This is a genomic window from Verrucomicrobia bacterium S94, assembly GCA_004299845.1.
In the GTDB taxonomy this organism is placed as follows: domain Bacteria; phylum Verrucomicrobiota; class Kiritimatiellia; order Kiritimatiellales; family Pontiellaceae; genus Pontiella.
The window spans coordinates 2,247,545-2,274,009 of sequence record CP036201.1 but is presented as its reverse complement, the minus strand read 5'-3'; the positions used below and the strand labels follow the sequence as shown (position 1 = coordinate 2,274,009).

25 protein-coding genes and 1 pseudogene are annotated in these 26,465 nt (G+C 53.3%); 19 read left to right on the top strand and 7 right to left on the bottom strand.

The genetic code is table 11. The features are described from left to right. Positions 1–10: 10 nt before the first annotated feature. Complete coding sequence (locus EGM51_09640; GenBank protein ID QBG47641.1) at positions 11–1,819, bottom strand: assimilatory sulfite reductase (NADPH) flavoprotein subunit; 1,809 nt, start codon at positions 1,817–1,819, stop codon at positions 11–13. Between the two features lie 176 nt (positions 1,820–1,995). Here EGM51_09640 and EGM51_09635 point away from each other — a divergent pair, with 176 nt between their 5' ends. The 7 genes from EGM51_09635 to EGM51_09605 all read left to right on the top strand — a co-directional run bounded on the left by EGM51_09635 (position 1,996) and on the right by EGM51_09605 (position 7,829). After that, entirely contained in the window at positions 1,996–2,784 is a 789-nt protein-coding gene (locus tag EGM51_09635) for a 1,4-dihydroxy-6-naphthoate synthase (protein QBG47640.1), read from the top strand. After that, a complete protein-coding gene (locus tag EGM51_09630) occupies positions 2,781–4,178 on the top strand; it encodes a hypothetical protein (GenBank protein QBG47639.1) in 1,398 nt (465 codons plus the stop codon). The genes EGM51_09635 and EGM51_09630 overlap by 4 nt, the downstream gene beginning before the upstream one ends. A 353-nt stretch (positions 4,179–4,531) precedes the next feature. Further along, positions 4,532–5,092 (top strand): UbiX family flavin prenyltransferase, encoded by a 561-nt coding sequence (locus EGM51_09625; protein ID QBG47638.1) that lies wholly within the window; start codon positions 4,532–4,534, stop codon positions 5,090–5,092. 88 nt (positions 5,093–5,180) lie between these two features. Then, positions 5,181–5,900 carry a bifunctional demethylmenaquinone methyltransferase/2-methoxy-6-polyprenyl-1,4-benzoquinol methylase UbiE gene (gene ubiE / locus EGM51_09620; protein ID QBG47637.1) on the top strand — a complete coding sequence of 240 codons (720 nt, stop codon included), beginning with the start codon at positions 5,181–5,183 and terminating at the stop codon, positions 5,898–5,900. 2 nt (positions 5,901–5,902) lie between these two features. Beyond that, positions 5,903–6,640 (top strand): hypothetical protein, encoded by a 738-nt coding sequence (locus EGM51_09615; GenBank protein QBG47636.1) that lies wholly within the window; start codon positions 5,903–5,905, stop codon positions 6,638–6,640. Between the two features lie 83 nt (positions 6,641–6,723). Continuing rightward, positions 6,724–7,251 (top strand): hypothetical protein, encoded by a 528-nt coding sequence (locus EGM51_09610; GenBank protein ID QBG47635.1) that lies wholly within the window; start codon positions 6,724–6,726, stop codon positions 7,249–7,251. Positions 7,252–7,265: 14 nt separating this feature from the next. Continuing rightward, positions 7,266–7,829, top strand: a complete 564-nt coding sequence (locus tag EGM51_09605; protein ID QBG47634.1) for a PEP-CTERM sorting domain-containing protein — start codon at positions 7,266–7,268, stop codon at positions 7,827–7,829. A gap of 442 nt (positions 7,830–8,271) precedes the next feature. Here EGM51_09605 and lgt read toward each other — a convergent pair whose 3' ends face one another. Then, positions 8,272–9,144 (bottom strand): prolipoprotein diacylglyceryl transferase, encoded by an 873-nt coding sequence (lgt, locus tag EGM51_09600; protein ID QBG47633.1) that lies wholly within the window; start codon positions 9,142–9,144, stop codon positions 8,272–8,274. Between the two features lie 410 nt (positions 9,145–9,554). Then, complete coding sequence (locus EGM51_09595) at positions 9,555–10,448, bottom strand: HEAT repeat domain-containing protein (protein ID QBG47632.1); 894 nt, start codon at positions 10,446–10,448, stop codon at positions 9,555–9,557. 884 nt (positions 10,449–11,332) lie between these two features. On the opposite strand from EGM51_09595, the gene EGM51_09590 reads away from it, so the two are divergent. The 5 genes from EGM51_09590 to EGM51_09570 all read left to right on the top strand — a co-directional run bounded on the left by EGM51_09590 (position 11,333) and on the right by EGM51_09570 (position 18,950). Beyond that, positions 11,333–11,983 carry a hypothetical protein gene (locus tag EGM51_09590; GenBank protein QBG47631.1) on the top strand — a complete coding sequence of 217 codons (651 nt, stop codon included), beginning with the start codon at positions 11,333–11,335 and terminating at the stop codon, positions 11,981–11,983. Between the two features lie 56 nt (positions 11,984–12,039). Further along, the gene (locus EGM51_09585) at positions 12,040–12,597 is read left to right on the top strand and encodes a PEP-CTERM sorting domain-containing protein (protein ID QBG47630.1); all 558 of its coding nucleotides are present in this window, start codon (positions 12,040–12,042) and stop codon (positions 12,595–12,597) included. 505 nt (positions 12,598–13,102) lie between these two features. After that, a complete protein-coding gene (locus EGM51_09580; protein QBG49288.1) occupies positions 13,103–14,359 on the top strand; it encodes an ISL3 family transposase in 1,257 nt (418 codons plus the stop codon). Positions 14,360–14,465: 106 nt separating this feature from the next. After that, positions 14,466–15,326 (top strand): hypothetical protein, encoded by an 861-nt coding sequence (locus tag EGM51_09575; GenBank protein ID QBG47629.1) that lies wholly within the window; start codon positions 14,466–14,468, stop codon positions 15,324–15,326. A 180-nt stretch (positions 15,327–15,506) separates the two neighbouring features. Further along, positions 15,507–18,950, top strand: a complete 3,444-nt coding sequence (locus EGM51_09570; GenBank protein ID QBG47628.1) for an autotransporter outer membrane beta-barrel domain-containing protein — start codon at positions 15,507–15,509, stop codon at positions 18,948–18,950. A 135-nt stretch (positions 18,951–19,085) separates the two neighbouring features. On the opposite strand, the pseudogene EGM51_09565 reads toward EGM51_09570, so the two are convergent. The 3 genes and pseudogenes from EGM51_09565 to EGM51_09555 all read right to left on the bottom strand — a co-directional run bounded on the left by EGM51_09565 (position 19,086) and on the right by EGM51_09555 (position 19,952). Beyond that, positions 19,086–19,318: pseudogene (locus EGM51_09565) on the bottom strand (IS66 family insertion sequence hypothetical protein). Between the two features lie 3 nt (positions 19,319–19,321). Further along, positions 19,322–19,699, bottom strand: a complete 378-nt coding sequence (locus EGM51_09560) for a hypothetical protein (protein ID QBG47627.1) — start codon at positions 19,697–19,699, stop codon at positions 19,322–19,324. Beyond that, positions 19,635–19,952: a hypothetical protein gene (locus EGM51_09555; protein ID QBG47626.1), complete on the bottom strand. Its 318-nt coding sequence runs from the start codon at positions 19,950–19,952 to the stop codon at positions 19,635–19,637. Before EGM51_09555 ends, EGM51_09560 begins: the two co-directional genes overlap by 65 nt. On the opposite strand from EGM51_09555, the gene EGM51_09550 reads away from it, so the two are divergent. Then, on the top strand, positions 19,951–20,145 hold the full coding sequence (locus tag EGM51_09550; GenBank protein QBG47625.1) for a hypothetical protein: 195 nt from the start codon (positions 19,951–19,953) through the stop codon (positions 20,143–20,145). The two genes, EGM51_09555 and EGM51_09550, sit on opposite strands and share 2 nt — an antisense overlap. 10 nt (positions 20,146–20,155) lie before the next feature. Here the strand turns inward: EGM51_09550 and EGM51_09545 are convergent, their stop codons facing one another. After that, a complete protein-coding gene (locus EGM51_09545) occupies positions 20,156–20,731 on the bottom strand; it encodes a TetR/AcrR family transcriptional regulator (GenBank protein QBG47624.1) in 576 nt (191 codons plus the stop codon). A 247-nt stretch (positions 20,732–20,978) separates the two neighbouring features. On the opposite strand from EGM51_09545, the gene EGM51_09540 reads away from it, so the two are divergent. The 6 genes from EGM51_09540 (at position 20,979) to EGM51_09515 (ending at position 26,461) form a co-directional block, all read left to right on the top strand. Then, entirely contained in the window at positions 20,979–21,533 is a 555-nt protein-coding gene (locus EGM51_09540; protein QBG47623.1) for a carboxymuconolactone decarboxylase family protein, read from the top strand. Positions 21,534–21,617: 84 nt separating this feature from the next. Then, on the top strand, positions 21,618–22,352 hold the full coding sequence (locus EGM51_09535) for an SDR family NAD(P)-dependent oxidoreductase (GenBank protein QBG47622.1): 735 nt from the start codon (positions 21,618–21,620) through the stop codon (positions 22,350–22,352). 23 nt (positions 22,353–22,375) lie between these two features. Continuing rightward, complete coding sequence (locus tag EGM51_09530) at positions 22,376–23,371, top strand: 2-dehydropantoate 2-reductase (protein ID QBG47621.1); 996 nt, start codon at positions 22,376–22,378, stop codon at positions 23,369–23,371. Positions 23,372–23,446: 75 nt separating this feature from the next. After that, complete coding sequence (locus tag EGM51_09525) at positions 23,447–24,247, top strand: haloacid dehalogenase type II (protein ID QBG47620.1); 801 nt, start codon at positions 23,447–23,449, stop codon at positions 24,245–24,247. Further along, positions 24,234–25,397 (top strand): iron-containing alcohol dehydrogenase, encoded by a 1,164-nt coding sequence (locus EGM51_09520; GenBank protein ID QBG47619.1) that lies wholly within the window; start codon positions 24,234–24,236, stop codon positions 25,395–25,397. The genes EGM51_09525 and EGM51_09520 overlap by 14 nt, the downstream gene beginning before the upstream one ends. Positions 25,398–25,417: 20 nt before the next feature. After that, on the top strand, positions 25,418–26,461 hold the full coding sequence (locus tag EGM51_09515) for an NADP-dependent oxidoreductase (protein ID QBG47618.1): 1,044 nt from the start codon (positions 25,418–25,420) through the stop codon (positions 26,459–26,461). Positions 26,462–26,465: the final 4 nt, after the last annotated feature.

The following is a 26,465-nucleotide window of genomic DNA, read 5'->3' as shown; positions in this document are numbered from 1 at the left end:
TTCTCCAAAATTAGTATACGTCTTTCTGATAGCGTCCGTCTTTGCGGAGCTGGACGAGATATTCCTCGGCTTCTTCCGGGCTGTATCCGCCTTTTTCGGCGACTACGTCGAGCAGGGCCTGGTGGACATCGTGTGCCATACGGGATTCATCGCCGCAGACATAAATATGGGCCCCGCGCTGAATCCAGTTCCAGATTTCCCGGGCCTGTTCGGTAATGCGGTGCTGGACATAAATTTTATGATCCTGATCGCGAGAAAAGGCGAGGTCGATCTTCGTCAGTGTACCGTCGGCGAGGTACTCCTGCCATTCCGTCTGATAGAGAAAATCCTCGGTAAAGTGGGGATTTCCGAAAAAGAGCCAGTTATCGCCGGGAGCCTCCTGTGCGGCGCGTTCCTGTACAAAAGCTCGGAACGGGGCAACGCCGGTGCCGGGGCCGATCATAATGATCGGTTTGTCCGGATCTTCGGGCAGGCGGAAGTTGTCATTGGACTCCACATAAATCAGCACATCCTCGCCTTCGTTCAGGCGGTGGCCGAGGTAGCCCGACGCGCCGCCGAGATGCGGATAGCCGTGTGCTTCATATTCCACGACGCCGACCGTCAGGTGGACTTCGTCTTCCACTTCGCTCTGGCTTGAGGCAATGGAATAAAGGCGCGGCGTCAGTTTGCGCAGCAGGCCGGTAAAAGTTTCCGCCGCCAGGGCATCGGGATATTCGCGGACTACGTCAATGATCTGGCGCGTCTCGACATATTCGCGCAGCGTGTCGGTTTCGGCGGCGATTTTCATCAGTTCCGCGGCTTCGGTGAGTTCCGCATATCCTGTTACAAAAGCCGGATGCAACTGGGTGAGTTCGTAGTTTTCCAGCAGCGCGTCTTTCACCGGTTTCGGCTCGTCGTTCACGTGCACGGTTTCGGTCGGATCGATCTCCAGCAGTTTCAGCAGATCATCAACGAGTTCTTCATCATTTTTAAAGTAAATGCCCAGCGCATCGCCCGGCTGATAGGTGAGGCCCGAACCTTCGATATCAATTTCGATGTGGCGGATATCCTTTTCGGAATGGCGCCCGGTGATTTTCTGGCAGGTGAGCAGACGGGTCTGTAACGGTTTTTTACGACTGTAATGAACGGCCGGTGCGGTCGCTCCGAAATTGCCGGGGGCCGGAGCTGCTGCCGTTGCGCCGCCCGCCGGAATGATTGCTTTGAACGCTTCAATCGCTTTAGGAATCCAGGCTTCGGCGCCGTCGTCAAAATCGACGTCCAGATCGGTGCGGTCCAGAATACGTTCGCCGCCCAGCTCTTCGAGGCGGGCATCAAAATCCCTACCGGTTTTGCAGTAGAATTCGTAGGAGCTGTCGCCTAGGCCGAGCACCGCGAACTTGAAGTTTTCGAGTTTCGGCGCCTTGTTGGAATTCATGTATTCGACCAGATTGAGGGCATCATCCGGCGGATCGCCTTCGCCCTGAGTGGAGGTGACGACGGCGACATATTTGAGCTTTTTGAGGTTTTTCTCTTTAAATTTACCCATGGAAACACAGTCAACGGCAAGGCCCGCTTCCTGCGCGGCATCGCGCAGTTCCTCCGCCACAGAGCGGGCGTGGCCGGTCTGGGAACCGTAGAGAATGGTCAGAACCGCATCCGGATCGCCCCCGCCTGCGGCGGCACCGACCGGAAGGGCGGCACCGGCACCCTGGGCGCTGAGGCCGGTGAAATATCCGCCAACCCAGGCGAGCTGGGCCGGGGTGAGCGAAGCGGCCAGCGCATTCAACTGACCGACGAGTTGGGCATCAAGCCCCGTGTTTGGTGTAGGTTGTGTTGACATTTTTTCCTAAATCCTTGTTTCTATACTTTCGAATCGAATGATTTTCCGGTTGTTCTGTTCTTCGGTTTCCGAAATGGATGGCGCGGATAATAACCGGAAAGGCGATCGGATCAATCATAAATTTAAATTAATGTACGTAAATTAAGCGATTTAAACACCTGTAAAATTGTAAGTATATGCAAAACGACCCCGTAAATATTGGCTATTCTACGTGTCCGAATGACACATTCATCTTTTACAAATTAGCAAAACAAGCAGACATTTATACGCATTTGCACGACGTAGAGACGCTGAACGAATGGGCATTTGAAGAAAAGCTGGATGTGACCAAGCTGTCGTATCATGCCTGGCTGCTGGTGCAGGAAAACTATCAACTGCTGCAGTGCGGTTCGGCGCTGGGCCGCGGCTGCGGACCGCTGGTGATTACAGAAAACGGGAAAATTCTGACTGAAAAATCGGTCGTTGCAGTTCCGGGCGAATACACCACGGCGCACCTGCTGTTGCGGCTGTGGAATCCGAAGCTGAAAAACCGGATCTTTATGCCCTTCGATCAGATCATGGATGCGGTGGAATCGGGGACGGCCGACGCCGGTGTGATTATTCACGAGGGGCGTTTTGTCTACAAGGAGCAGGGTTTCCAGTGTCTGGAGGATCTGGGCGACTGGTGGGAAAGCGCAACCGGACAACCGATTCCGCTGGGTTGTATTGCCGCGCATAAACGGCTCGGTGCGGAGAAAATAGCAGCAATTGAAAAGTGGCTCAAAGCTTCCATTCAGCATGCATTTGACGAGCCGGAATCCACGATGGAGTATGTGAGAAGTCATGCGCAGGAGCTCGCCGATGAGGTGGCGACGGAGCATATTAAAACCTATGTAAATCATTTCACGCTCGATCTCGGCGACGAAGGCCGGGCGGCGATTGATACCCTGCAGAAGATGGCGAAGGACGCGGGAGTCATTCAATGATTGGAATTCATTTTGCGACGCCGATGGAGGCGAAGCCGTTTCTGGACCGGGGCGTACCGGACGGATGTGTGGTGGAGATTTCCGGCGAAATGGGGCTTGAGGCCGCCCGTATTGCTGCTGAAAAGCTGGTGGAGCGGGGCTGTACAACGATCATCAATGCCGGGGTCTGCGGGGCGCTGAACAACCGGCTGGAACGCGGCGCGGTGTATCGGGTTTCCATGGTCAGTATGGAGGAGCTGAAGGCGGCGGTAAATGTCGGCGTCGGGATCGGCCTGAAACGACTGGTGAGTGTGCAGGAACCGGTGTTTGAGCCGGCACGGAAAAAGGCACTTTCAAAATACGGCGAACTGGTCGATATGGAAGGCTATGCGGTGGCCCGCGTCTGCGAAGACCATTCCATTCCCTGTATTCTGCTTAAAGGGGTGACCGACTTCGGCGATGTGAACGGAAAAGAGGATATTCAGAAACATATCGGCCCGGTTTCGGAAACGGTGGCTGCAGCGGTTTTTCAGTGTCTGGACGGACTTGCAGAAGAGGCGGAGCCGGATAAAGAGAAATCGTCCGGTCTCTGGAGCAGGATTCACTCGTTTACCAAAGTGGAGCACACGGTTTTCAGTCTGCCGCTGCTGTTTGCGGGGGCATGGATCGGAGCGCAGGGCATGCCGTCGGTCAACGTGCTGCTGCTCATTACGCTGGCCGGTGTAGGGGCGCGGACGTTCGGCATGGCGGTGAACCGTATTTTCGATAAAAACATCGATGCGCAGAATCCGAGGACGAAAAACCGCGAACTGGCGAGCGGTGCGCTTTCCATGGCGCAGGGCCGGGGCGTGGCACTGACCGGTCTGGTGCTCTATTTTGCGGCCTGTTTTCTGCTGGGTCCGCTGGTGCTGAAACTGTCGCTCTTTCCGCTCATTCCGCTGGCGGTCTATTCGCTGCTGAAGCGGTTTACGCCACTGTGTCATTACGGTATCGGGGTTTGTCTGGGCGTGGCCCCGCTGGCGTCGTATATTGCCGTCACCAATTCGGTGGATTTTCCGCCGCCGCTGATGCTGCTGGCGCTGTTTGCCTTTTTCTGGATCAGCGGATTCGATATTATCTATGCGCTGCTGGATATCGAATTCGACCGCGCACATGGGGTGCGGTCGGTGCCGGCGACACTCGGTGCCCGCGGCGGCCAGCTGGTGGCGGCGTGTACTCATCTGATTGCTTTTGCGCTGCTGGTGATGCTCTGGCTGACGCTGGGCGGCGGTGCGGCGGCGTTCGTTGCGCTGCTGGCGGCGTTTCTTGCCTTCGGTGCGGCCTACTTGCCGGCCATTCCGGTTCCCGTTAGATTCTTCCCGATTTCCGCGATTGCGGGTATTGCCGGAGCACTGGTGGTACTGCTGGGGATTTAATAATGAACGGGTGGAAAGCAACGAATGGGGCTTTGTGAATAAAGGGCTGATATATCCGGAATTATCCTATTCGATCATCGGTGCCGGTATGGAGGCTTATAATGAACCCGGTGCCGGTCGGGAGTTTGAGCCCCGGGAGTTGGATGTCCTCCTCATCAACAAAACCGTATTGGTGCAGGTGTCGGCTTTATCCAGCGCTACGGATCTCAGTCGTTTAAAGTCATACATGAGACATTCAGGAGTCGGGCAGGGTGTTCTGATCGATAGATCAGGACCTGAGGTTTTTCTCCGGAGAGTTGTTCGATGAATTCGCTGCTTTCCATTCATTCGTTGCAAATAGTAGAAGGTTGTTTATGAAACTGATTGTTGCCATGACAGGTGCTTCGGGAGCGCTGGCCACGAAACTGCTGATTGAAAAATCGCAGTGGCCGGTGACGCTGGTTGCGAGTCGTATGGGCCGTTATGTATATGAGCAGGAGGCCGGGTCGTTTGAGGGGCTTGAAGCTCTGGCGTCTGAAGTCTGGAAAGACGGCGATCTCAGCGCCACGATTGCTTCGGGATCAGTTCCGACAGTCGGGATGGTGATTATGCCGTGTTCCGCCAACACCCTGGGGAAAGTGGCTTCCGGCATTGCCGATTCGCTGGTGACGCGGGCGGCGCATTGTCAGTTGAAGGAGGGGCGCAAAGTGGTGCTGTGTATCCGGGAGGCGCCGTGGACACTGATCAATACGCAGAATGCGGCGCGTGTGGCGGAAGCGGGCGGAACGATTATGCCGATGTCGCCGCCGTATTATATGGCAAAGGATCGTGATCCGGAGTCGGTTTCAATGACCGAAATGCTGGGATACTATTGCGACCACGTGCTCTCGCTGTTCGGCCAGGCCGCACCGAAGACCTGGGAGGACATCCGATAGGGATGGGCAGCGAATGAATGGAAAGCTGCGAATCCAATACGACCTAACTATTCGTTGCTTTCCATTCATTCGTTGTTAACATTTTTAAATGACTAGGCATTCTACAGATCGAGATACCCTGATTTCTGCGGAGGAAAACCGTGCCATGTTTGACCGCATCGCAAAAAATTATGATGTGGCGAACCGGGCGATTTCCATGGGCATGGATAAGGGCTGGCGGAAAAAAACGGTTCAGTTGCTGAAACCTTTCCGCAGCGGGCGTTATCTGGACATCGGTACCGGCACAGGCGATCTGGTTTTTGAAATTATCGATCAGTCGGCCGGGGTGCGGGTTGACGGGATTGATCCGTCGGAGCAGATGCTGGCCATTGCCAAGGATAAAGCGGAAAAAAGGAAGGTCGGAGATTCGGTCTCTTTTTTTACAGCCGATGCGCTGGATCTCCCGATGGAAAATGATACGTATGACGGGATTGTGTCGGGTTTCTGTTTCCGCAATATCGAGCGCCGGCAGAAAGCGCTGGAGGAAATGCGGCGTGTACTGAAGCCCGGCGGTATGCTGGTGGTCCTGGAGGCGACCTATCCGGATAAGGCCTGGGTACGGGCGGGTTATAAACTGTATACGCCGCTGGTTCCCATGATCGGTAAAATCCTTGGCGGCGGTTCGGCGTATAAATATCTGATGGATTCGATTGAAGATTTTCCGCGCCCCGATACCGTGACCGACATGTTCAGTGCTGCGGAGTTTTCGAATGTGCAGTATAAAGCCCTGACGATGGGAACGGTTTGTATATTTTCAGGTAAGAAGTAGAGATGAAAGATTCGTTTGTTTTTGCAGGTGCGCCGTACAGTAATTCCGCGCCGTTGGTGGATAAACTGACAGAAGTGGATTCGCGGGTGACGGTGATTAATGATCATCCGGCGTGTCTGGTCCGTGATTTGAAAGACGGAAAATGTGATGTGGCCCTGATTCCGGTGGCCCATTTTTTTGCGCATCCCGAGCTGAAGATGATTGAAGGGCTGGGCGTTGCGGCGGATGGTCCGGTGCAGAGTGTGCTGCTGAAGTGCAATAAGAAGATGGGCCGGATTAAAACCATTGTGAAAGACCCGGCTTCAGCAACGTCGAACGCTTTGGCCGAGCTGCTGATGACCCGTTACTTCAAACAGAAGATCGAGATGTATGATTTACAGGATCTGGAAAAGCCGGATGCCGCGGTGGTCATCGGCGATCGCGCCCTCTGTGCAGAGCCGGCCCCGGCGGGGGATATTGATCTGGCCGAAGCCTGGATGAAATGGACCGGACTGCCTTTTGTTTTTGCGGTCTGGGCGGTGCGTAAGGATTTTGAGCATTATGAGGCGGTTTCGGAAATTGCCCATAAATCATATGCCGCCGGTTTTCTGGATATGGAAGCGATCGCCGAGCGCTATGCCGATCAGTTGGGCGGTTCGCATGCATTCTGGCTCGATTATCTTGATAATTCCGTGCATCACAAGCTGGATGCGCACGATCTTGAAGGAATGAATCATTTTCGTAAGCTGCTTGGCTATTGATTTATGACTTGAAGAATCCGGTTAAGAATTGTTGCGGTAAAATCCGTAAATGGTGTTAATGTTGTCTGGATTGGAGGAAGAGGGTGCGTAGTTCTTTACTTATTGGGTCGGCGGTTTTCGCCGCCTGTGCAGTCCAGGCTCTGGAAGTTCCGGTTGGTACCATCAGCCATTCTGAGGGCAATGTGGTCATTTCGCCGTATTCCAACAACAATCAGTTGCTGGTTCAGGGTACTTTGGAGGCCGGCGGGCTGATTGTTGGGGATAACTGCTATGATTCGGTTGCGGTGGTCGACGGCGGGGCAGTTGCTGTGAATAGGGTGTATGTCGGCAGTTCATCACGAGGCTGCGGGCTGGTCCTGAATAACGGCGGTGTTCTTACTGCGACGGATTTTAATCTGTACGGCGATGTAACGGAGGGCATTGTTTATTCTTCACTGCTCAATTTGGTAACGGTTACAGGAGCCGGTTCGCTGCTGGATATTGCAGGCCGGCTCACCATCTGGTCGCCGGATGCTCCGGGGGACCGGGGCAGTTTGAAGAACCCCGGGAAATTCCGGCCTATCTGCAGGTTTCGTCCGGCGGCGAAGTCCGTGCCGGATCTCTTTCGGTAACCAACGGCAGCTGGGTGTCTGTTGAATCGGGCGGAACGTTGACGGTTGAATCCGACCTCAATGCTGCTGACGATAATCTCGTTCTGCATTCCGGCAGTACGGTTTCGGTGGGAGGGACCCTGCGCGGACTTGATGTGGTGGATGCCGGGTGTGCGGTTGAGGCGGGCCATGTTATCGGAAACCTGCTGGTCAACGGTTGTTTTTCGACCGGATCGGCCGACGGGGTCATAGAGGGTGATCTGCAGCTTACCGATCAGGGAACACTTGATATCTGTGCCACGAACACGTTGACGATTACCGGAGACGTGGTATTCGATGGGGAGCTGAATGTTCTGTTTGACGAATTTGAGGTTCCGGAATACGGCGATTTTGTACAGATTTTCGAAATTCAGGGCAGTGTTTCCGGGGCATTCAACTCTGTTACGCCCATTGCTGCCGCCGGACTGGAGTGGGATATGTCGGAGCTCTATACCACCGGAAAACTGCACGTGATTCCGGAACCGGCAACGATTACCTTGATGGGCCTTTCCGCCGGTCTGGTGTTTATGTATCGCCGGGCAACGGCGCACCGGTCATAAGTGTTGTCCTTCAGCGGTTGCTAATACGAGCTGGTCGGTTCCGACTCAAAATGGAAATAGTCGTGTTTGGCCGGTTTTGAGCCGTATTGCTGTATTTCAGCGGCGGCGTAGTCCATGCGGGCAATGCTTCGCGCAGGAAGTCCTCGATGCGCTCGTCGTCTCCAATATCGCCAACCTCGGTCTGATCCTCCCGCTGGGGATGATGATCTATTTAGCTGTGAGCTGCTCAGTCGCGCGCGGAGGCGCAGGGAGCGCAGAAAAAATGCTAAAAATCTACTTATAATACCAAACGTTAAAACGATCCGGTATAAATTTGATCCCGCGCAGAGGCACCGAGGACGCAGAGAAATTCAGTCATAAACGGCTCCGCGCTCTCTGCACGGAATAACGCTGTCGTTAAGCCCGGAATGTTTTAGTAAGATGGTATAAAGCGGTTGGACGGTTACTTCGTGTTCACAGTGTCTCTGCGCGAGAATAAATCCATTTTTCCGGCAATGACGGCTGCGCCGATGAGCATAAGCGCTGAGTAAAACTGTCCTTTGGTGATCCAGGCGATGAAGAATTCGCCGTTGTCCGGTTCGCGGAAAAATTCCATGGCAATACGCGCAAGGGCATACAGTACAAGGTAGGAGGCGCTCAGCGCCCCCGGCTTTTTCCCCCAGCGGGTTTTGCGGAGCAGCAGCATGATGCCGAAAACAAAAAATCCCTCTGCAAAGGCCTGATAGAGCTGCGATGGATGCCGCGGATGCAGTTCGCCCGCGTTCATCAGGCTGGAAATCATGGGCAGATCATACTGTCCGTACTGCAGGCCGAGCTCCTGCGGGAAAATCACCGCCCATTTTACATCGGTGATCCGGCCCCACAGCTCCCCGTTGATAAAGTTGGCGAGCCGGCCGAAGGCAAAGCCCAGCGAAGTCGTGACCGCCATGTTATCCGTCAGGTTCCAGAAGGAGTGCCGGTTTTTGCGTGCGTACCAGTAAATAAACAGAATGACGCCGATGAAGCCGCCGTGGCTTGCCATGCCGCCTTTCCAGACCTGCACGAGATAAAGCGGATGCTGCAGAAATTCCCTGAAATTATAAAACAGCACATAGCCGACGCGGCCGCCGATAAACACCCCGAAAAAGGCCAGCAGCACCACAAAATTGCTGACCTCCTTTTCCGGAACTTCAAAATCGCCCTGTTTCGACCAGTGCCGCAGCAGCAGTATGCAGGCAATGAAACCCAGCAGATACGAAATACCGTACCACCGCACCGCCAGCTCTCCCGGCAGATCCAGCACGATCGGATTAATGTTATGGATGTAATAGTTCATGTGTGTGGCGACGAATGTAAGAAAAACCGCGGATATAAATCAATGGCTATACGTAAGGAACCGCAGATCGACGTCAATGAATGCCGCTCTGGGGTGCATTTGCGGGGTGTAATTGAGTTGGGTTAAGTGATATCGAGCCTGCGTATTGACTCATGGGCCGTTATTCGATGAATAGACCGGGCGTTGTTCAGCATTGATGCATTTCGCCAGGTTCACCTGGCATTCATGCTTGGGTTCCGGCAGGCAGGCCGCCTGCGATACGCATTGCCGGCGGAGGAGCTGCTGTGCGGTCAATTAAACAAAGTTTGCTCTGAGAAATCTCCGCGTATGAAGCCCGCCGCAAAAAAAACAACGGCGTTTAGCATCTCCTCCGAAATCCGGGGCTTTAACCGCAGAGTGCCTTGCGGGCCCTACTGCGCTTTTCGCATGGCTTCAATCTGAATTTCCAGTTCCGGAGTCAGCCAGAGATCCTGAGTGATCGAAAAATCATCATTTGCTGACAGCACCTCCCGGACATTTTTATAGTCACGGGTGATATAGGTGGTCAGCATCAGGACATAGCTTTCGCCCGTTCCTGAGGTTTCAACCGTCGGATTTTTCAGGCCGCCCTGTTTCAGCAACTGGATCAGAGCCGGTTTTGAAACTTCCGGGTTGGATTCGTTCGCTTTGATTACCAACAGGCGCGGCCGCGAGGAGGGCATATTAAGAAATTTTTCCTCATGCGGCGGTTCCTTGCCGGTGAAATCCTCGTAAATTTCATAATAGGCAATCGCATGTTCACCGTTCAGCTTTTTATTCAGAATCTCCTCCACCTGGGGCTGATAATTGGCCAGCGAGACGATGATGCGGTCCTGCAGGGCCGGATTACGTTCTTTCGCCGCAATATCAATCAGCTGCTCGGCCAGTTCCGGGGTTTTGTATTTCACCTGTGTCAGGCCGTAAAAGATTGCATTGAAACGGACGTCTGCTTCCGGGTCATGGGCGAGTTTCAGTAGAATGGCCAGAGCTTCTTCATTCGGCGCATCCTTTTCCCGGATAAAATACTGGCCCAGGAGTTTGGCTGAAAGGCTGCGGAGCGGGATTGATGGATGTGTTGCACAGGTTTCAAGTCCGGGAATATAGCTCTCATTAACTTTGACTTTACCTTGAGAGATCATAGCCAGAAAATGCATTTTATATTGAGGGGTTCCGCTGATAAGCATTTCCTGTATGGATGTCGGGGAGTTTGTAACAGCGGGTTGTGCTGTGCCGGAGATACAGAGTGCAGTTGTCAGTACGGTCAGAAAAAACAACGGGTTTTTCATGAGTTTACCTTTCGGGATATTATGTCACCGCGTTAATAAGGGAATGCTGGGCTGAAATCAAGATTACAGGTCCGGTGATTCCGTGCAGGGGGTGGCGACGCGGGGTGCGGGATCGATTTCCGAAAGGCCTGAAACAACGAAATACACAAAAGGGCGTATGGGATTTTTTCGTGGGATCTATGGCGGTCTCGGTTGGGCGAATCTTACGGAGTGAAGGTGGCTCAGCAGAATTTATTTTGAATAAGGTGTAGGCCCGGTCTCTGACCGGGCACCGTGCGGTATGCGCCGGGTGGGGCACCCGGCCTGCAGGGAACTGCCGGATCTGTAGGCCCGGTCCCTGACCGGGCGCGCCCCGCAATCGGAATCTGAAAAGGAGACGAATTATCGGGGCTAAATGAGTGTAAGGAAATGCTCTTATACCATTTACTAAAACATTCCGATCTTAACGATAGCGTTATTCCGCGCAGCGACGCAGAGCCATTTATGACTGAATTACTCTGCGTACTCTGCGAGAGATCAAATTTATACCGGGTAGTTTTAACGTTTGGTATTAGGGGCAGTGCACCAAATACACGAAGGCGGGCGCATGGGTTTATAGCTGTTCGCGGTTTATCACTGGACTTAACCAAATCCAAACTTGAAAAAATGCTGTTTTTATGACGTTATACACGCCGGTTGCGGCGGGCGGTTCCCCGTTGCATACTTCAGGAAACGGAATCAGCCGTTGGAGGTTTGACCGTTGAAGGGAATAAAATCCAGTAAATCCGTGCAATCTGTGGATGTTGGACAAATAACCCGAAAAATCTATTGCCGCTTCCCGGGACCTGCGGTAAAAAGTTTAAACATAAGTGGAATGGGTTCACTTAAAATGAAGGAGTAATAAAATGAAAAAAATTATTGCAACAGCCGCAATGGCAGCCTGTGCAGCAGTGGTTACTGCGCAGACCGTCACCAGTGCTAATATTGTGGGGTATACTAAAGTAGAAACTGTACCGGGTCTGGTCATTGCTTCCCAGCAGTTTGAAGGATCGGATGCTACGCCGACGGGACTCTTTGGAGATTCTTTGCCCCTGGGTTCTAAAATTTACAAATATGACCCGGTGAGTGGGTATATTGGAAATATTGCTGAATACCAGACCATATTTTTGTCCGGGGATGCGTGGAGTGCTGAGCTCGACCTGTCCGAAGGTTCCTTCTGGGTTGAGACAACGGTTGCTTCCACCAATATCTTTTCTGGCGAAGTACCTTCGGCTGATTCCATAACAAATTCGCTTCCTCCAGGGTTGAGTCTGCAACGCTATCCCTGGCCCGTGGAGGTTTCGATCAATGATTTGGATTTGACTCCGGCTTTGGGTGATAAAATATACAAATATGATCCGGAAACCGGTTATATTGGGAATATTGCTGAATATCAAACCATTTTTCTTTCTGGAGATGCTTGGAGTGCCGACCTTGTCTTTGCAGTTGGTGAAGGTTTCTGGTATGAAAATAATGCTGGTACGACGAATGTTTGGGTTGAGGCTAAACCTTTTTGATTAATTGCTCTACCGTTCTCGGCTTGAGAGCGGTATATAAACAAAGGAGAAATAACATGAAAAAAGTTGTGACGATTGCGGTTGCGGCACTGGCAGTTGGTGTGGCAACTGCGGATCTTTCCATTGATTGGAGGAGTCTGGCTGGTGGAGTGACCGCACCTGAAGGTGCGCCTAATTATCTGGTAGGTTCTACAATTCAGTTGATTTGGAGTCCTGATGGGGCTCAAACGATCAGCGGTGGCTATGAAGTGATTGGAGGAGCGCTTCTTCCTGGAGAAGTGCTTCTCGATTCTGGAATCACTGGGGAAAACAGTTCCTGGACAGGTTTAGGTGGGATTTACGTTGGTGATTATACCGGCGGAGAATTTTTCACCCGTATTTTCGAGAGTGATGGTGCTGATGGAGAGTTTTTCCTTGATATCCCTATGGGTGACGGAGATGATTTCGTTTATGATCCATCGGTCTTGAATACAACATTCTCTGATAATACTTTCACTGGTGTGTTGAACATTAATCAGAACGGTACCTATGTTGTTCCGGAACCGGCTACAATCGGTCTGATGGGTATTGCGGGTCTGGGTATGTTCCTGGCCCGCCGCAAAGTACGTCGTTAATCTATCGATTAACAGAGGTTTGAAAAAGAGTCCGCTTATGCGGGCTCTTTTTTTTTGTATATCTACATCGGGATAGGCACTGGGATTGCGGCCGTCGTGTCCGTGATTGCCTGGAGTTCGTTTCAGGTCAACGCGGCCGGGTTTGCGGGTGGTCCTGAGCTTCAGCCGGAGTTGTTGAGCGAAAGGTGGGTCGCCGACGTTTTCCGTTTAGTAGGCTCGGTACTGCAATGGACTTTTATTGCTCTTCTTTTCAGGCAGAGGGGTTGCAGTGCCGTGAGAGTCCGTTCTTCGGGGTGTAGAGAACGTTTACCCGGAAGGGAAACGTTGGGGGCAGAAGGTTTTTTCCGGTTGTGTGTCATTTGTTTTAAGGCGGTGCTGACCGGAGATCTGCGTTTTGTGGGTCTTCTGCTGAATCTGTGGGTAAAAAATAATGATTAACGCACCGGGCAACTTATCTGTAATGTGTGGTCTACCAGAACTGCACAACACAGAAGAGGTATGCCCGGTGCGAATCCAGACCCTACTCAACAGAGTTCATCCGCTCAAATCATTTGTTTACTCCGCCTGCCGTCTGGAACTGCGTAATGCCGGTCCGGCGTTGGTGGCGGAAATCAGGCCCCGACTCAACGGCAAGGTGCTTTGCTCGGGGTGCGGCAAGCCAAGGAAATGCTACGACCGCCAATCGGTGCGGCAATTCGAATTCGTTCCGCTTTGGAATATTCCCGTCCAACTTGAATACCGAATGCGCCGAGTCAACTGCCCCGAATGCGGTGTGAAGGTCGAAAAGGTTCCGTGGGCGGATGGAAAGTCGCATACAACCAAAGCGTTTCAGCTGTTTCTTGCCCGCTGGGCACGCAGACTCTCGTGGAAGGAAACCGCCGAATCGTTCCACACAAGCTGGGACACGGTCTACCGCTCGGTCAAAGCCATTGTCAACTATGGGCTGGCGCACCGCAACCTTGACGGCGTGATGGCCATCGGCGTGGACGAAATCCAATACGGCAAGGGACACCAATACCTTACCGTGGTCTACCGGATCGATGCGGGGATGCGCCGCCTGCTGTTCGTCGGTAAAGACCGTACGGCCAAAACCCTGCTGCGGATCTTCCGGGCCTTCGGCCGGGATCGCTGCGCCCGGCTGGAGTTCGTCTGCTCCGACATGTGGAGGGCCTACCTCAAGGTCATCGCTAAAAAGGCCCCGCAGGCATTGCATGTGCTCGACCGCTTCCACATCATTCAGCATCTGAACAAAGCCGTGAACCAGGTTCGTATCGACGAGGTCAAACGCTTACGGCAGGAGGGCTGCGATGACGAGGTGCTTAAACATACGAAATACTGCCTGCTCAAAAACCCGGAAAACCTCACCGAGAAACAGGCACTCAAACTCAATGATGTGCTCACCTACGACCTGAAGAGCGTCCGGGCCTATCTGCTCAAGGAAAGCTTCCAGCTCTTCTGGAACTACACGAGCCCATACTGGGCAGAATGGTATCTCAAGAAATGGAGCACCCGAGCCATGCGCTCGCGACTCGATCCTATGAAAAAATTTGTCGGAACGATCCGGCGGCATCAGCCGCTGATCCTGAACTGGTTCAAAGCCAAGAAGGCCTATTCATCAGGCGTCGTCGAGGGCCTGAACCGCAAAGTAAATCTGGTAACGAGAAAAGCATACGGCTTTCGAAGCTACGAAGTGCTTGAAATCGCCCTGTTTCACACGATGGGCGACCTCCCGGAGCCGGAAGCAACCCACAGATTTTGCTGAAGAGGCCGTTTTGTTATCATGTTGTCGCCGGTGGGGTGTGGTCTGAGGTTTCCGGTCTATGTGTTGAGGGCTTGAAGCGGTTCGAAAACGGGGTTATAAGGATAGCATGATCATTCTGGGTGGAGTGCGTATAAATGCGGTGAGCGTGTGTCTGGTTCTTTTTTCCGGGCTGTGTGTATCCGGTTGCAAAACGGGTGAGCTGTCGTCGGAAGAGGTGCGGATGGTTGAGCACCGGGATGCTGTTGTGTCCGATGAGCATAAAAAAACGGTTCGGGAGGCGTATAGCAAAGCTCGTGCTTCAATGCTTCGTGAGGTGGCGGTTCAGGCTGATGTGCTCTGGGTGTTGCGGCAGTTTGCGGAGGATGATGCGGAGCTGATGTCATTTGCAGATGAAGCGAAAAAAAAGGTCTTTAATCCTTATTATGTTCCGGGGGTGTTTCCCGATTTGCCGCGGGTGAACCTGCCGGAATATCCGGATCGCGGTATCGGAAAATTTATTCACTATCTGCAGGCTGCTTTCGGTGGTCCGGAAGAGCGGGCCCTGTCCTGGATTCAGGATTTTATATCATCCGAGGAAAGCGGTTATATTCTGACGCATCAACTGCTTAGTTTGATCTGGGCGGAGCAGGCGGGTTTGCCGCTGAGTGATGAAATGTGGTTGCGCAGGCGGGAGCTTTGGCGGCGTGTATACATCGAGCAGTGTTCGACGAACGGGGTTGATTCCATTGATCTTTATGTGGAGCGTGTAGCACTTGTGCTGCGGTACGGCCGGTATGAGGAGATTGATCGGCGTGCTGTGCGAAAATGGATAGAGCGGATTATTGATCTGCAGCTGGATGACGGTTCCTGGCCGCTTTCCAGAACCCGGATTCGTTTTGACGGGGCCTCTACTGTAGTTTCATCCCCGCGTTCGCATACCACTGTGCTTGCTATGGCGGTTTTTGATTCCTATCTGCATAACTATTGATGTGCGAGATGGTAGTGGCCGTTATTGTGTGGTGTGAGGAGGGTTAATAGCCCGGTTATGAAGGCGGTGATTGTGATGACGATTAATCAAGGGGCAAAAAAATACTTTTTTCCATGACATTGGTTTTCCTTTATGAGAGCTTTTTTTGTTGTGACCTAATCCAAATTTTTTAGGGGGATAATGAACCATATCGTTAAAACAATATTTGCTCTCACAGCCGTTAGCTCGATTTCGTACGGTGCGGTAACGAACTATGTAAACAGTGGAGCTCCGGATCCCGCGCTGCTTTCGGGCACAAATTATCTCGGCTCTGCTGGAGAAAATGCGGCAACGGTATCGAATATAGCTGATCTTCAGGTTCAGAATGCTTCGTTTTCCGGTGGGGACGGGGTGGATCAGGATTCTGCGGCGAATCTTACGGTTGTTGCCGGTTCCGGTTTGTCGATTACAAGTGTTGCTTCGGTGGATATTAACAATCAGCAGGTCGAATCCGAAAAAATTCAAGGTGGTAACGGTGCTACGGTCAGTATAACTCAAAGTGGTATCCGGGCAGGAGTGGCCAATGGAGGCTATGGGGTCGAATTTTCAGGAACCACGGGCTCTCATATGCTGCAGGTTACTGATGGTTATATTGCCGGAGGCGACGGCGGTGTTGCAATAGGGCTGTCTGCCAACTCGTTGGAGGCAAGTGGCGGCAGTGCGCTATATGCGGAATCCGGGACTGTTAATATTGAAGCCGGACTGCTGACTGGGGGGGATGGCGGTACGGCATCCGGTGCGGGCGCAGAAAGTCTTGTTGCGTTAGGCGGAAATGCCATCGATCTCAATATCTCCACAGCCGCAATCGGCACTCTCGATTCCGATGTTACAGCGGTTGGCGGTAACGGTGGAGTGGCCAACGAACTTACCGCGGAGTTATCGGATACGACCGGCGGGAATGGGTTGAATCTGAACTGGAATCTAGGATCCTTTAACCCTAATTCGATTACCGTGGATGGCGGAGTATATGCGGGGGGATCAGGAGGAACCTCTGCAGGTATTGAAGCTATTGCGGATGGCGGAATGGGCATGTTGATTGCCGGTGGAGGAACTGTAAGCATCAGTAATGGTGTTTTCTCCGGTGGAGATGGTGGAATCGCCACCGGTGATTCTGCTCAGGCTAATGGTGGAAATGGTGCAGAGGTCTGGTTTGCCAATACCGGAGCGGGAGGTTCTCTGGAAATTACCGGAGGTACTTTCGAAGGTGGAGCGGCAGGGAGTGCCAACGGTGAAGAGGGTGAAGAGGGTTATGGCCTTTTGTTGGCGGCTTCATCGAGTGAACTGTCCGGCATTACTGTAACCGGCCGTGGTCTTTTGGTGAATGCAACAGGTCTTCCCAGCGAGACGCTGATTAAAAGCGGCAGTTATTCTCAGGCGACTTTCACATCGTTTGTTCCGTCTGAATTTGCAGCAGCTGTTCCAATGCAGAATGTATTCACGATTGAGGATGGAACATTTGGAGACATTATTGTTGAGGGTGTTGCGGGTAGTGACGGGGTTATTCTTGATGGTATAGCTGAGGATTTATTCCTTCAGGGATCCGGTGAAAATTACATCAGGCTAGGCTCTGCATTTGAATTCGGTGATTTGTATCTGGGCGGAACGGCAACGAACTACCTCGCTATTTCAAATGGAGTTGCGAGCAGTGGAAATGTGGTTGTTCAAGGAGGAGACTCCACGATAGAGGAATGGAGCGACGAGCATTTTGTAAATACCTCGGTAAGTGATGGTTCCATTCGTTTTGTTAATCAGAACTTTAATCTTCAGAGCGGATCGTCTCTTGTGCTGCTGGATCAGAATGCTGAAGTGAATGTTGAGCAGAGTGCAGAGATTTCCGGGTTGTTGGATGTAGGTCTGGGTACTATGAATGTGTCCTCCAATCTGACGGTGAAGTCCGGCACTGAACTGATGACTTCCATTGAAACGGATGGTGCCGGCGTTACAGGCGGTATGATCAATACGGGATCTGCTACGATTGAGGATGGAGTGTCGTGGACGGTGGTGAATACGGACACCAATATGACGGCCGATCATCTGTCAGACGGTATTCTGCTGGCATCGGCCACGGAATCCAATATTACGCATTCGCTGGAATATACCGATTTCACGCTGGAGAATAATCCGGAGTGGCTGCTCGGTATCAATGGGGTTACGAACTACAACGATGGTTCGCGTTATGTGCTGGAAGCAACCTATGGTCAGCTTGCACTGGATAAAATCTTCGAAGACTATACGGATATGCAGGATGCAATGACGCAGCTTGCTCCGATTGTTTCTGCTGACTCCAATCTGTCGGCTTATGTGGGAGCTGAGTGGAGCAGCAAAGAGGAAGCGGCGATTGATATGGAGCAGGGATTTGCCCGTACACCGGAAATGGCTAATGCATTGATGGGACTGCAGGGCGTATTTGCGGATCAGATCAGAAGCCGTACCCGGACCAATCTGCGTTATAAAAACTTTGGCAGTAAAACCACGTATGCACCGTCCGGACCGCGTGGTCCGCAGGAGTGGTACGACAATACGGTGCAGTGGACAAAAGATGTACTGCCGTCGTGGGATATCCAGAAAGACGTCCGCAAAGTATCGGATAACGCGCCCACGCTCGATCAAGAGGATATTTCTTCCGCTGTAGATAAGGTCTATCATTCAGGAACCGGCGGAAAGGGCAGTGGATATCGGGACTTCCAGATCGGGCTCAGAGAGCGCACGCCGGGGGTGGATGAGCCGATTGAAATGCCTGAAACCTGGCAGACCTGGGGCGGAGCCTATGGTTCGGCAATCAGTCGGGACAGTACGACGGGTCATGCCGGGTACGATGCAACGATTGCCGGCGGTATGGTGGGTATGGATAAGCGTTTTGAAAAAATGCTGGTCGGTCTTGGTGCCGGTTATGCCCGTACCATGGTGGATGGCCGTGAAGGTAATGATGGTGATGCGGATACATTGCATGCCTCGGCCTACTGGGCGCATAACAGTGAGTCGCTTTATATTGATGCCAGTGTGACGTATGCCTATAACGATGTTTCGACGGAAGGTGTCGATACCATTGGGTATGAAGCGGATTATGATGCACATACACTGGGTATTGGAGTAGGTATCGGTTACGGAATTTCTTTCATGAAGGACAAATGGCTGCTGACACCGGAAGCCTCCTATCTCGGTTCGTTCTACAGCCGGGGTTCCTATACGGAGGAATCCAGCCTGACGACGCCGTTCCCGGATAAAGACTATGACTCTTACGATGAGTGGTCTCACCTGACAACCATCGGTGCTACGCTGTCGATGATCGGTGTGATTGAAAGCTTCGACACTGAGCTGGAGTTCCAGCCGGAATTCCGGGCACATTGGCTGCATGAATTCAATGCGGATATGGATGATGACAGCTACGTCATGGTTGGAGGAACCGGTGATCCGATTGCTGTGGCGTTGCAGGCCCGCGAAGAGGATCTGATTCGTCTGGGTACCGGAATCCGCTTCTCCGAGTGGGAAAATGATACCACCGAGTTCAGCCTGGATCTGGACGGTGCATTCGGTGAGGATTACCACAACGTAATGGTCAGTGGTAAAATCCTGCATCGCTTCTAAGAGCAGGAATCACGGGGACTTTGCCTGTCGCAGAAAGGCCATTCTTCGGAATGGCCTTTTTCGTGTGTTGGAGAGTATGCGTCTTTTCTATCACCCTATTGTCAACGGCTATGCGGTTTGCTTCCGGGCGGCGGCTCAGCGGGCTGGTGTCCAGTTCGAAACTTCGGGCTGCTGCATGGTCGACAAAGCGTCGAGCAGCAAGGCCAGCGCCTCGGGGGCGAGTTCAGGCTTTTCATTTTCGGCAATGCCCTTCGGCCAGGTGAAACGGCCTGCTCCAGCCGTTTGATTGCCACCCACATCCCGGTGCCGTCCCAGTACAGCGTCTTGATCCGGTTCCGCCGTTTGTTCGTAAACACGAATAATACCATTTACTAAAACATTCCGGTCTTAATGACTGCGTTATTCCGCGCAGCGACGCAGAGAGCGCGGAGCCGTTTATATCTGAATTTCTCTGCGTCCTCAGCGCCTTTGCGAGGGATCAAATTTATACCGGATAGTTTTAACGTTTGGTATAATGCTCCTGAACAGGGATCTGCGTTGGGTCGATCCAGGACGATGCCATGCAATCCGTTGAAGCTTTTTCTCAGATCTACCGGCTCCACCGCAAGAAACACCCGGATCGAATGGCTTAATCCCCGAAGCGAAGCGCAGATAATTTCTGAAAGAAATAGGGCAGAGCCCGGTTCAACATTCCTCCTGTAGAACTGTGCCCAGTTCGCTGAGACAGGAAATTCGAAGCTGCACCTCAATCCCGTTCGGCAGGCAGATCCTCAGATCATCCACCGGAGGAGATTCTGACTGAATGTCTACCTCGCAGAATGAAACCGCGGCCTCCTCTCGTACCACCTTCTGCCACCGGGCCAGCGTTTTCGGGTTGATGTTCCACTCCCGGCAGAACGGCGCCCGGGTCAGCCTCGACGAATAAAACTCCTCCATCAATTCCCGGCGTTCATCCTCCATATAAGAAGCCCGCCCCGACACATTGTTTTCATTCGTATCCATGCCAGAGAAATTATCAGGCGTCATCGGGGCTGACTACGGGGTGAAGGAAAAGACGCTTACCTGCAAATGGCGTATATTAGGTTACGGTAATGTCCCGGTTCCGGTCGGTGAACGGTATCATGATCGGGATGCCGAATCTCTTTTTTCGTTGGCTGAAGAGAAAAATGAGTCTGAATTCAATAAGGATTGTTGATGACGGTTGCTTAACTGCCGGTTTGATTCCAGGGGAGCCAGGGTAGGCCCTGGCGCAGACTTTCGCGCATGCGTTCGGCGGCATTGTCTTTATAGCCGTACACGCGCAGTCCGAAAATATGAACCATAATGGAGGCGGCTCGTTTCCTTGCGGTTTCGGTGTCGAATTCCTGTTCGAGGTAACTGCGGAAGAGAGCCTCGATTTCATCGAGTTTTTCCGAGGCCAGTTCGTGCAGCGAGTTGCCTTCGGCGGCCAGTTCGAGCTGGGTTTTGATCAGGAAACAGCTGTTATAATCTTCCTTCGTGGATTGCTCGATCATCGATTCCAGCACCGTGCAGATTCCTTTGAGCATGCCGTCCGGTCCCTCAAGCGCGGCTTTGATCCGCTTTTTTGAGTTTGCGGCATAGGCATCGAGTGCTTCCCGGTAGAGGCCCTCTTTGTTTTTGAAGGCCAGGTAGATGGAGCCCGGCTGAAGACCGGTGGCTTTGACTACCTGCTGCATGGACGATGCGCTGTAGCCGTGCTGCCAGAACAGCCGGATTGCATTCTCTATGACTTCGTTCCGATCAAATTGCGCCTTGGCCATCGTATGCTCCTTTGTCTTCCGAATTTTGTTTATTCGGGCATCTGATGAGTAATATAGCAGATCAGATTGAATAGTCATTCAAAAAGATTATTCATTGTAAACGGCGTAAAATGAGATGATTAGATGCATATATGGAATGATCATTCAAAATAAAACTTGAATGATCATTCCAGGAGGCCTATAACCCGGACGTATTGACACGAAACGGTCTGGAAAGGCTGACAGTAAACCCCGAATGGAGAGGACAATGAGCACGTTTAAAATTCATACAATCAAGTCCGCACCGGAAGAGAGTAAGCCGATGCTGGAGGAGGCGCAGCGAACATTCGGCATGGTGCCGAATCTGCTGGCGGTACTGGCGGAAGCGCCCGGTGTGCTGGATGCGTATACGCAACTGCACAGCCTTTTTGAGCATTCATCGTTCAATGCGGAAGAGCTGACGGTGGTGTGGCAGACGATCAATGTGGAACATGAGTGTCACTACTGTGTTCCGGCGCATACGGCGATTGCGGGCATGATGCAGGTTGATCCGGTCATTACGGAGGCGCTGCGGAACGAGACGGAGCTGCCGACCGAAAAGCTGCAGGTGCTTCGTGAGACCACGTTGTCCTTGGTCCGGAACCGCGGACGGCTGACTGATGATGAAATGGAGGCCTTTTTTGCTGCGGGTTACACGCAGCGTCAGCTGCTGGAAGTGGTACTCGGTCTGTCGCAGAAAATCATCAGCAACTATGTGAATCACCTTGCGCACACGCCGGTCGATGAACCGTTTCAGAAGCTGATCTGGGAGAAGAAAAAATAATCGGCAGTCCTGTTTCAGGTCGGTGCTGGACGGGAGCGGTGCCGGACCGGCACAATGAACGCATATGAATGGAGGAAGTGAATCATGGGAATTTCTATTGAAAATAAAGTCGCGCTGGTGACCGGGGCCAACCGGGGCATCGGCAGGGCGATTGTCGAATCATTTATCAACCACGGTGCAGAGAAGGTTTATCTGGCGGTTCGCCGTCCGGAATCGACCGCGGAACTGGAAGCGCAGTATGGCGACAAGGTGGTAACCATCCGCGCGGATGTGGCTGATAAGGTTTCGATCGAGGCGCTGGCCAAACAGGCCGCGGATGTGGATGTGGTGGTCAATAATGCCGGGATTGCGATTCCGAACAGCCGGGTGCTTGATGAACGTGCCGAACCCAATCTGGTTGATGAGCTGCAGGTCAATGTATTCGGTCTGCTGAATGTGGCACACGCTTTTGCCGGCATACTGGAAAAAAATAACGGGGCGCTGGTTCAGCTGAATTCGGTGGCGTCGTTCCGCGACTTTGCCGACATCGCAACCTATTCCGCCTCCAAGGCGGCGGCGTATTCGCTGACCCAGGCACTGCGTGAAGATCTGAGCAAAAAGGGCGTACAGGTGGTCAGTGTACACCCCGGCGGCGTGGTAACGGATATGGCGGAAGCCTGCGATGTGACGACTTCGACTCCGGCTTCGGTGGTCGGAGAAGCCTTGGTGGATGCGCTGGCTAACGGCGACTTTTTCGTCTACCCCGACCCGGGAGGGCAGATGATCGGCGCGGCCTATCAGCACTTTGCGGACGAAATTGTTATGGCCGACTTTTCATAGGCGGCCGTGAAACGGATCTGAACATGGTGAATGTCCGCCGGAGGGAACGGTGCGGCGCAATAAGCAAAACGGGAAAACTTATGAAAATAGGAATCATTGGAGCGGGTGCGCTGGGCTGTTATTACGGCGCGAAATTGGCGCGCAGCGGAGCGGCCGTTCATTTTATCGCCCGCGGCGCAACGCTTCAGGCACTGCGCTCGAAGGGCGTGACGGTTCATCGCGATGACGGGCCGTTCAGCGTTTCCGATTTCCTTGCGACCGACCGGGCGGATAACGTCGGGCCGGTGGAGTTATTGATCGTTGCGACCAAAAGCTATGCCTTTGAAGCAATCGCCCCGGTGTTGCGCGCACTCAAAGGTCCCGACACCATTGTTCTTCCCCTGCAGAACGGAGTCGACAGCGCCGAACGCCTTGGAGCGCTCGCTGGTTCTGAACATATTCTGGGTGGACTGACTTATTTACCCGTCTCAACCATAACTCCCGGCGTGGTGCGGCAATCAGGCGTTGAAAAACCGATACTGCTCGGTCCACTGAATGAGGCCGATGAAGCGGCCGGCCGGACCGCCTTGTCCGTATTGCAAAAAGCGAATATCGCGGCCGAACGTCCCGCCGATATTCGCGTTGCGCTCTGGATGAAATACATGCTGGCCATTTGCACCATGGGCGTCCAGTCGGTCACCGGATGTTCCATCGGGCCAACCCGCGAAGATCCCGACACGCGGGCGATGTACCTCGCCTGCCTGCGTGAAGTGGACACCGTCGCCCGGGCGGGCGGCGTCAACCTGCCGGACGACGCACAGGAAAACGCGATGCGCACCATTGATTCATATCCTCCCGCAGTCAAAGCGTCCATGCTTCAGGATCTGGAGTGCGGCAAGCCGCTGGAACTTGAAGCGATGCATGGAACGCTGGTGCGGCTCGGTAAAACATACGGTGTAGAAACGCCTGTGAATCAGTTTATTTATGCCGCTCTCAAACTCCGTGCCGGCGGTTCCGTCGGAAGTGCTGCAGGCAAATAAAAAGAATAACCCCGGCATCAGTACGGCCGGGAAACTTATATGAAGTAAGCAGGAGATAAAAATGATTTACTCACGATTAAACCCAGGTTTTGCCGGTGTCTTTTTGGCCGCCGCATTAACCGTTGCCCGTGCTCAGATAACCCCGGAAAATCAGGAGAACAGTATGCCGCCCCCAAGGTTATTATTTTTGATGTTAACGAAACGCTGCTGAGCCTGGATCCGCTGAAGAAATCGGTGGGTGAAGCCCTCGGCGGCCGGGAGGATCTGCTGCCGCTCTGGTTTTCAACGATGCTGCACTATTCACTGGTGGAAACGTTGTCGGATAGCTATCACAGTTTTGGAGAAATCGGGACGGCTGCGCTGATGATGGTGGCTGAAACCCAGGACATAGAAATGACGGTTGATGAAGCCCGGGAGGCCATCATTCCGCCGCTCCGTTCGCTGCCGCCGCATCCGGATGTGCTGGAAGGATTGAAGGCGCTCAAGCAGGACGGGCGGTTTAAACTGGTCACACTGACCAACTCCAATGATGCCGGAGCACGAACCAAATTAACCAAAGCCGGCTTAGTCGATCAATTTGACGCGCTCTACACCGTTGAGGCGCTCCGGAAATATAAACCCCATCCGGATACGTATCGTATGGTGCTCGACGATCTCGGCCTGCAACCGGAAGACGTGCTGATGGTGGCCGCGCATGCCTGGGATCTGGCGGGTGCGGATAACGTCGGCCTGCAGACCGCTTTTATCGCGCGGCCGGGAAAGACCCTTTATCCGAATGCCGCGCGGCCGGATTATGTCGTGAACAATCTGTCTGAACTCGCGTCTATCCTCCTGAACACCTCTTCAACGAAAGGAAAAACTTATGAATCATTTTGACTTTTACAACCCGACCCGGATTCTTTTCGGGGAAAACCGCACGGCTTCGATCGATGAACATATTCCGGGTGACGCCCGCGTGATGGTACTTTACGGCGGCGAGAGCGCACGGCGTACCGGTACGCTCGACGAAGTGCGCCAGGCACTGGAAGGGCGTCCTGCAGTCGAGTTCGGCGGCATTGAGGCAAACCCGCAGTTTGAGACCCTGATGCGGGCTGTGGAAACCGCCCGGGCGGAGCGTGTCGATTTTCTGCTGGCGGTCGGTGGCGGTTCCGTGATTGACGGCACCAAATTTGTGGCTGCGGCCATTCCGTTTGAAGGCGATCCCTGGAGCATTCTGACCGAGCACGGCGCCAACGTGCATTCGGCTATGCCTTTCGGTACTGTGCTGACCCTGCCTGCCACCGGTTCGGAAATGAATCACGGAGCGGTAGTTACCCGGGCGGCACTTCATGCCAAACTGGCTTTTATGAGTCCGCATGTGTTTCCGCAGTTCTCCGTGCTGGATCCGACCAAAACCTACACGCTGCCGCAGCGGCAGCTATCTAACGGGGTGGCAGATGCGTTTGTACATATTGTGGAGCAGTATCTGACCCGGCCCGCCGGGGCCATGGTGCAGGATCGTTTTGCTGAAGGGCTGCTGCAGACTTTGGTCGAACTGGCTCCGCAGGTTAAAGAGGGTGAGAATGACTACACGGTACGAGCCAATTTTATGTGGACCACCACCTGGGCGCTGAACGGCATGATCGGCGCCGGCGTGCCGCAGGACTGGGCCACGCATATGATCGGTCACGAGCTGACCGCATTGTACGGTATCGATCACGCCCGGACGCTGGCGGTTGTTCTTCCGTCGCTGCTGCGCGAACAGCGCGCTGCCAAAGCGGAAAAACTGCTGCAGTTTGCCGAACGGGTATGGCATATCAATGAAGGCGATGCCGACGCCCGCATCGATGAAGCCATCGTAAAAACAGAAGCTTTTTTTGAAGGCTTAGGACTTTCTACGCATCTGGGTGCATATGATCTCGGTGAAGAGGCGATTGATGCTGTTGTTGAACAGCTGGAAGCGCACGGCATGACTTCGCTGGGCGAACAGCAGGACATTACACCTGCCGTCAGCCGGCGGATTCTCCAGCGCAGCCTGAAAGCATAACCGATCGGGGAAAATCTATTATGACACAAAGCAAAACATCCAACCGCCGGATTCTCTTGAATGCCCGCCCCCATGGTGCCCCCAAACCGACGGACTTTCGTTTGGAAGAAACAGAAGTTCCAATGCCTGGAAAAGGGGAGGTGCTGTTGCGCACCCTTTATCTGTCGCTGGATCCCTACATGCGCGGCCGGATGAGCGAAGGGCCGTCTTATGCGCCGCCGGTTGAGCTCAATGCCGTCATGATCGGCGGTACGGTCAGCCGTGTGGAGCAGTCCCGGCATCCGGATTATAGTGAGGGCGATCTCGTGCTCGGTTACAGCGGCTGGCAGGACTATGCTGTTTCGGACGGTACCGGGCTGATGAAGCTCGATTCGGGGATGGAGCGCCCGTCGCTGGCGCTCGGTATGCTGGGCATGCCGGGGTTCACCGCCTATATGGGGCTGCTCGATATCGGACGGCCGCAGCCCGGCGAAACCGTGGCTGTGGCTGCTGCCACCGGTGCGGTTGGATCGGTCGTCGGACAGATTGCCAAACTCAAGGGCTGCCGTGTGGTCGGCATTGCCGGCGGCGCTGAAAAGTGCAGCATCGCTGTTGAAGAACTCGGATTTGACGCGTGTATCGATCATCGCGCTGACGATTTGAACGAACAGCTTGCCGCAGTCTGTCCGGACGGGATCGATGTCTATTTTGAAAATGTCGGCGGCAGAGTTTTTGATGCCGTTCTTCCGTTACTCAATACGAAAGCACGCGTTCCGCTTTGCGGCCTGATTGCCCATTACAACGATACCGAACTGCCACCCGGTCCGAACCGTCTGCCGTTGCTGACGAAAACGCTTCTGATCAAGCGCATAAAAATGCAGGGCTTCATAATTTTTGATGACTACGCTCCGCGCTACCCCGAATTTGCCGCCGAAATGACCGAATGGGTTAAGGCCGGTAAGATCAAGGTTCGCGAGGATATGATTGATGGGCTTGAGCATGCCCCGGAAGCGTTTATCGGGCTGCTGGAAGGCCGGAATAACGGGAAGCTCGTTATCCGCGTTGCGGACCCTTCCTGGATCTGAAACA